This is a genomic window from Rhodococcus sp. EPR-157 (genome assembly GCF_001647195.1).
Classification (GTDB): Bacteria; Actinomycetota; Actinomycetes; order Mycobacteriales; family Mycobacteriaceae; genus Rhodococcoides.
Genome location: NZ_LVCV01000539.1, coordinates 1 through 7,394, shown reverse-complemented (window position 1 = coordinate 7,394; position 7,394 = coordinate 1). Strand labels below are relative to the sequence as shown.

The 7,394-nt window shown below is 62.8% G+C and carries 4 protein-coding genes and 1 pseudogene; 1 reads left to right on the top strand and 4 read right to left on the bottom strand.

What is annotated here, in order from left to right; all coding sequences use genetic code 11:
- Positions 1–105: 105 nt before the first annotated feature.
- From A2J03_RS23975 to A2J03_RS23965, 3 genes and pseudogenes are all read right to left on the bottom strand, one after another.
- A pseudogene (locus A2J03_RS23975) lies at positions 106–552 on the bottom strand (alpha/beta fold hydrolase); the annotation flags it as partial.
- A 9-nt stretch (positions 553–561) separates the two neighbouring features.
- The gene (gene lysX, locus A2J03_RS23970; RefSeq protein WP_068378988.1) at positions 562–3,912 is read right to left on the bottom strand and encodes a bifunctional lysylphosphatidylglycerol synthetase/lysine--tRNA ligase LysX; all 3,351 of its coding nucleotides are present in this window, start codon (positions 3,910–3,912) and stop codon (positions 562–564) included.
- A 119-nt stretch (positions 3,913–4,031) separates the two neighbouring features.
- A complete protein-coding gene (locus A2J03_RS23965; RefSeq protein WP_068378985.1) occupies positions 4,032–5,273 on the bottom strand; it encodes a fatty acid desaturase family protein in 1,242 nt (413 codons plus the stop codon).
- A gap of 374 nt (positions 5,274–5,647) precedes the next feature.
- On the opposite strand from A2J03_RS23965, the gene A2J03_RS23960 reads away from it, so the two are divergent.
- Positions 5,648–6,625 carry a hypothetical protein gene (locus A2J03_RS23960; protein ID WP_068378996.1) on the top strand — a complete coding sequence of 326 codons (978 nt, stop codon included), beginning with the start codon at positions 5,648–5,650 and terminating at the stop codon, positions 6,623–6,625.
- Here A2J03_RS23960 and A2J03_RS23955 read toward each other — a convergent pair.
- Positions 6,607–7,155 carry a GNAT family N-acetyltransferase gene (locus tag A2J03_RS23955; protein ID WP_068378983.1) on the bottom strand — a complete coding sequence of 183 codons (549 nt, stop codon included), beginning with the start codon at positions 7,153–7,155 and terminating at the stop codon, positions 6,607–6,609. The genes A2J03_RS23960 and A2J03_RS23955 overlap by 19 nt on opposite strands.
- Between the last annotated feature and the right edge of the window lie 239 nt (positions 7,156–7,394).

Below are 7,394 nucleotides of genomic sequence, written 5' to 3'. Positions count from 1 at the left end.
ACGGCATACTCCGCATTCTTCAACGCGCACTTGCCATCTGGATCGGAACCTGCCCGCACTGCCACCACAGATTCCCAACCTAACAAAGTACTAGTAGGCCGCAGCGACGCGGATGCGTTTGGGGATCACGGCCCACGGATCGCGCTCGGCACTCGAATCGAGCAGTAGCACTCCGGCCGTCCGCTCTGGCTCGAGCCGAGCGAACGCCTCCACGTAGAAACCGGCAAGAGAATGCCCGACGACGACAGCGGGCGTCGTCAGCGCCAGCGCGTCGAGAACCCCGAGGATGCGGTGTGCTTCACCGGCGACGGTCGGTGTCGTTCCGCGCGGGAACGGTTCACTGAGTCCGAATCCGGGCCGGTCGAACACGACGACCGTGTGAAACGCCGACAGAATGCGGGCGCAGTCGTCCCAGTCGAACCAGTTGCCTCCCAGACCGCCACACAGCACCACCGTCGGGCCGGCGCCGGTGACCACGACATGAGTCTCGAGTCCGTCGACCGTCACGAATCGGCCCGGCGGCTGCAGGGCAGAGTGAAGCCGTTGTCTCATGTGAAACATCTACTGTCGCGGTTTGGCGAGCGGGAACGCGAGGGTCTCCCGAATGCTGCCTCCGGTGATGAGCATGACGACGCGGTCGACGCCCATGCCGAGGCCGCCGGTCGGCGGCATGCCGTATTCGAGTGCCTGCAGGAAGTCCTCGTCGAGCGACATCGCTTCTTCGTCGCCGCCTGCAGCGAGCATCGACTGCTCGGTCAGACGCTGGCGCTGATCGACCGGGTCGGTCAGCTCGCTGTAGGCGGTGCCGAGTTCGACCCCCCAAGCGACGAGGTCCCACTTCTCGGCGACGCCGGGGATGGACCGGTGTGGTCTGGTCAGCGGCGACATCGACGTCGGGAAGTCCTTGTAGAACGTCGGGAACTCGGTGTAGTCCTCTACTACGTGCTCGTACATTCCCTGTGCGACTGCCCCTGCATCCCAGTCCTTTTCGTACGGAATGTCGTTCTCGTCGCAGATGCGCTGCAAGTCCTCGAGCGGGGTGTGTGGTGCAACGTCGATGCCGAGTTTCTCCGCGACGGCTCCGTGCAGTGTCTTGACCGGCCACTCACCCGAGATGTCGATCTCGATCATCTCGCCGTTGGGGCCGTCGGGTCGCAGCACGATCTCGCGTCCGTGTGCGGCCACGGCTGCCCTCTGAATCAGCTCGCGGCACAGCACCATTGCGCGTTCGTAGTCACTGTGCGCCTCGTACGCCTCGAGGATGGTGAACTCCGGGTTGTGCTTGAAGTCGGCGCCTTCGTTGCGGAACACGCGGCCGATCTCGAAGACCTTGTCCATGCCGCCGACACACAGCCGCTTCAGGTACAGCTCCGGGGCGATGCGTAGGTACAGGTCGAGGTTGTAGGCATTGATGTGCGTGATGAACGGCGCGGCGTTGGCACCGCCGTGCACCTGCTGCAGGATCGGGGTCTCGACCTCCATGTAGCCGCGGTCGGACAGCGAATCACGCAGGGATTTCACGACATTGCTGCGCGCGATCATCAGCTCCCGCGCGCTGCGATTGATCGCGAGATCGACGTACCGCTGACGAACACGCGACTCCGGATCGGTCAGTCCCTTCCACTTGTCCGGCAGGGGGTGCAGGCATTTGGCGTTCATGCGCCAATCCGACGCGAGCAGCGAGAACTCGCCCTTCTTGCTGCGCCCGATCACTCCGCTGACCTCGATGAGATCACCGAGGTCGAAGTCGGAGTCGAAGCTGTCCATCCTCTCGCCGACCTGTGCGCGGTCGAAGAGCACCTGGATGTCGTCGGTCCAGTCTCGAACCAGGGCGAACGCGACGCCGCCGTAGTCACGAATCCGCAGTATCCGTCCCGCAATTCGGACTGTCGTGCCTTGCGGTGCGGCAAGTGCCTCGGCGACGGAATGTGTTGGGGCTTGGGCGACGGGATAGCCCTCGATGCCCTCACTGGTCAGACGATCCAGCTTGGAGATGCGCACACGCACCTGATCGGGACGCTTGGGACCGGTCCGTGGCTTCTCGTCGTCGAGCAGATCGAGGCCACCGCCTCGTGGCCCGCTGCCGTCCGCGTGGATGTCCTCGCTTCCGACGAGGTTCGCGGGCACCGCGACATGGCTGCCGGTGTGCTTGCTGGCGCGCCGGAAGCTGGGGAGCGTCAGGAATCCCTCGGCGATGGCGGATGCGATGCCGACCTTGGGAAGTTCGCGATTGTCGGCGAAGCAGAGGTACCTCGGCTCCCAGTCGGGCTGGTACTTGAGGTTGGAGCGATACAGCGCCTCCAACTGCCACCAGCGGGAGAAGAACACGAGCACCGAACGCCAAATGCGAAGCACTGGACCAGCACCGATGCGGCTTCCTTCTTCGAAGACAGCACGGAACACGGCGAAGTTCAGGGAGATCTTGGAAATGCCGAACTGGTCACCTCCGGTCGCCAGGTCCGTCACCAGCAGCTCGATGACCCCGTTGGGGGACTGCGGGTCGCGTCGCATCAGATCGAGTGACACGCCGGTGCGTCCCCACGGCGCGAGCGAGAGAACGGCCACCGTCTTCTCGTCCTGCCGCGCCTGAACGAGCAGGCAGTCGCCGTCGAGTGGATCTCCGAGACGGCCGAGGGCCATCGAGAATCCACGCTCGGTCTCGGTGTCGCGCCATTTGTCCGCGCACTCGATGATCTCGGCCATCTCCTGCGCCGGGATATCGCGGTGACGCCTGATGGTTGTCGTGACGCCGGCGTTGCGGGCGCGGTTGACGGCCTGGCGAACGGGGCGCATCTCCCGTCCGCTCACGTTGAACTGTTTGGTGTAAAGAATGGCTTCGTCGCCGAGTTGGAGGACGCTGAGTCCCGCGCGCTTGAACGCCGTCGCACCGTTTTCGCTGGCGCCCATGACCGCTGGACTCCACCCGTACTTCTCGGTGAGTTCCAGCCAGGCCTCGATGGCATGCGGCCAGGCCTCGGGATTTCCGATGGGATCACCGCTGGCGAGACAGACACCGACCTCGACGCGATACGTCACCGCGGCCTTTCCACTCGGCGCGAAGACGACGCCCTTGTCGCGACGGGTGGCGAAGTATCCGAGGGAGTCGTCTGCTCCCCATTTGTCGAGGAGGCCGCGAAGGGCGGACTCGTCGCTGCCGGTCAGTGCGTTCGACGAGCGTTGCGAGCGGAACAGCGTCACGACCGCGGCCAGCAGCGCGAGTGCGCCGAACAAACCCAGGAGGGTGTTGACGAATCCGTGTGGTCGACCGTCGAACTGCTCGTTGTCGACCGTCGCGAGTGCGGTGACCCGGTTGAACGCCCACAGGAACGTCTGGCTCTCCGGGAGTGTGCCGGGGAACAGTGCGACGAGACCCCACCCGACGAGTGTGCCGACCACCGCGCCGAGCACCAGAACCCCGAGTGCTTTCCACGCGGCGCCGCGTCGAACCCGCGTGTAGAACTCCTTGCGTGCCGCAATGAGGATGCCGAGGATGACGATGTGGACGCCCAGTGCAACCCACGCGTTGATGTCCCTGCCGTTGAGTCCTTCACTCAGGTTGTTCAACGAGACGAGGACGAGATACACCGTCAGGAACCACCACGCGATGCGCTTGCGGCTCGCGAGGGCTGCCGCGGTGAGGCCAACGACGAGCGCCCAGGCAAGCGAGGTGTCCGGCGCGTCGATGTAGTAGTTGTCGACGAACTCGCGGGGAACCCGAATCACCACACGTAGAGCGGGCGAGAGACTCCAGAGGAACACGAGCACCGCGAAGATTCCGAGGACGAGTCCGGCGATGTGCGGAACCTGTCGAAGTGGGCCGTGCTCGGGCGGCACGAACGCTCGTGGGGCCTTCTTCTCGACGTGCTTGTCGACGTGCTCCGATTCCTCCATCGAGACCGATGTTCTGGTCAATGCCCACTCCTGCCGTCAGCGCTACCTCGTATCCAAGGGCAACGGTAGCGCCGACGGCGAGGGTAGTGCTGTCCATTCGGAGTGTGGACTGCGGTTATCACCCTTTCCGGGTACCAGTCTCAGTGCTGACGTACTGCGGTGTGCTTGCCGGCCATGGCGAGTGCTGTCCGCAGACCACGACGCTTGCCGGTCTCCGGATCGACGCCGAACACTTCCTTCATGCCGCCGCGGATACGGAACTTCAGCTCCGAGGATGTTTCGGGTGCGTCGTCGGCGGTGGCGGACAGGAACCGGTTGGGGAGCGAGAGCTTGAGGATGGTCCTGAGCGTCTGGCCGTACTGGTGCGGCAACGATCCCGTCGTGTACGGCAGGTCGTATTTGTCGCACAGAGCGCGAATCTTGACCGCAATCTCGGCATACCGGTTGCTCGGCAGGTCCGGAAAGAGGTGGTGCTCGATCTGGTAGCAGAGGTTGCCGCTCATGAACGCGAGCACGGGGCCGGCCCGGAAGTTGGCGCTGCCCAGCATCTGACGCAGATACCACTCCGGCTGAGTCTCGGTCTCGTACTCCTCGAGCGTGAATTTCTCCGCACCGTCCGGGAAGTGCCCACAGAAGATGACGCCGTACGTCCAGTAGTTGCGGATGAAGTTCGCGGTCGCGTTGGCAGTCAATGTCGACTTCCACGCCGGCCCGGTCAGCAGCGGGAAGAGGATGTAGTCCTTGCCGATCTGCCTGCCGATCTTGCGCAGCACATCGATCGCCATTTCCTTCTTGTCTTCCCACTTCACCTCACCGGTACGAAGCTTGTCGGTCTCGAGGTGATGCAGTGCGACGCCCCACTCGAAGAACGTAGCCAGAAGTGCGTTGACCAGGGGCTGCGCGAGGTACTTGGGGTGCCACTCCTGGTCGCGGGTGATACGCAGGACACCGTAGCCGACATCGTTGTCCAGGCCGACGATGTTGGTGTACTTGTGGTGCGTGAAATTGTGCGAGTGCTTCCAACCGGACGACGGGCAGGTGTTGTCCCACTCCCAGTTACTGGAGTGGATCTCGGGATCGTTCATCCAATCCCATTGGCCGTGAATGACGTTGTGGCCCAGCTCCATGTTCTCGATGATCTTGCCGACCCCGAGCATCGCCGAACCCAGCAACCACGCCGGGCGCTTCCTGCTCGCGAACAGAACCAGACGGCCCGCTACTACCAGCGATCGCTGGAACGTGATGGTCCGCTGAATGTATCGGGCGTCGCGCTCTCCCCGTGAATCCTCCACATCGCGCCGAATAGCGTCCAATTCCGCACCCAAGGCCTCGATATCCGCCTCGGTAAGATGGGCGTACTCCTGAATGTCCGATATAGCCATGCTTTCCCTCCCCAGGTTCCATTGCGTCAGGGGCCCCCATGTGGCCCCCGACACACCCTCAACGGTACGGGCCATCGGCCGGGGCGTCGAGCGGGGCGGGTGGGTGTGGGGCTTGGGTTGGGGTGGGGTGGGGGGTTGGGTTGTTGGGGGTTGGGTTGGGACCGAAAGTCTGTCTGAGTCACTCTGAGTGTGCGACTGACTCATTCGGTCACCGGCGCACTAGCGAATGTCTCATTCGGTCACTTGGGGGCGAAGCGACTGTCTCATTCGGTCACCTCATAGCCCCGAGAATTCATCCACAACCTAGGAAGTGATCCACAGGGGGCGCGGTCGACCGGCCATATTTGTCGCACCCCTGGGTTTCTATGTGTGCCATGAAACGTGGGGGATGGGCAGACGACGAATACGCGCTGCAACAGAAATCGAAGAACGGGGTCATCAGGACGACCGTACTCAAGGCGATGGGGGTGGGAGCAAAGACGATCGTGGACAGAACATCGGGTGGACCGTGGCAGCGAATCTTGCCGGGACTTGTTCTGCTGCACAACGGTCAACCGTCCCGACACCAGCGCGACACTGCCGCCAGCATGTACGGCGGCGACGGCTCGATGCTGAGTGGCCGGGCCGGTCTCGCGCTCCACGGGTTCGGTGCGTCCAAGTCGTCGGCGGGTATTTTGTTACTGATACCGCCCGAGCGGCACCGCAAAGATGTGTCGTTCATCGTCACCGAGCGAACAGAACGAATGCCGGCTGCAACGATCAAAATGGGTCTACCGGTGGCACCGATAGATCGATGCTTGCTCGACGCGGCCCGGCGAATTCGCGATCGTCGGACGTGTATCGCCCTGATCGCCGAGGTCGTTCAACGCGGCGTCGTCGACGTCGGGTCGCTGCTCACAGAGCTGGACGACGGTTGCGGTCGAGGCAGCGCTGTTCCGCGTCGTGCGTTGCATGAACTCCTCGGTGGTGCGCATTCCGTGGCCGAGGTGGACGCCGAGAAGTTGTACGAGCGCAGCGGCCTACCACCGAGCCAAGCCAACGTCGATCTGTACACGGAGGACGGTGTGTTCATCATGAACACAGACAGGTGGTTCGACGAGGTCGCGCTTGCCAACGAAATCGATTCGTACCTACACCACGCGAGTCCTGCGGATTACGAAAAGACCGTCAAGCGACGTGCCGGTGCGGAAGGCCATGGTGTCATCGTGACGGCTTTCACGCCGAAAATGATTGCAGAAGAACCACAGAGAGTTATCGAAGAACTTCGTCGCGCGTATCAGAGGGCGCAGGAACGACCACGTCCCAACATCATCGCCGTACCGCGCGGCACCCGCTACCGTGCTGCGTCGTAGATCCAGATCATCTGCCTGCCGGTCTGGTGCGATGTGGTGACCGGGTGGTCGACGACGCGATCCAAGCGGTACCCCAACCGTTCGGGTACCGCTTGGCTTCGCGCATTCGCTGCATCACAATGAATTTCGACGCGACAGACTCCGTCCATCCCGGCCGCGATCATGGTTAGTGCCGAGCTGGCTCTCGTCGCGATTCCTCGACCCTCGGCAGCTCCGGTCAACCAGTATCCGATCTCGAGTACGTCTTCGGCAGTTCGATGGAGACCGATCTTTCCTAGCACCTCGTTTTTCGACTGGTCGACGACGATGTAGTCGTAGACGCTGCCCGAGTTCCACTGCACGGCGGCGTCGGCAATTCTGCTGCGCTGCGTATCGACGCTCACGGCACTGTCGACGGCCCACTCCATCCACGGGGCCAATCGCGAAATGTTCGACGCGATGGCGTCGGCGACCCTCTGAGCGTCGTCGTCCGTTTCGCGTCGGATGACGATTTGGTCGAGTTCGATGCGCTCGGGCGGTGTCGTCGTCATGACAGCAGTGTGCGGCGGATTCGTTCGCAAAGCGACTGGTTTTCGGCGAACCTCAGGTGACCGAATGAGACATTCGCTAGAGCGCCGGTGACCGAATGAGTCAGTCGCACACTCAGAGTGACCCAAACAGGCTTTCGCTCACCGCAAGTGACCGAAACAGACTGTGAGTATGGGTGTGTCCGGTTGATACTGGACTTCTCCAGTGAGTTGGGGCCTGACTCTGAAACAGACCGACGTCT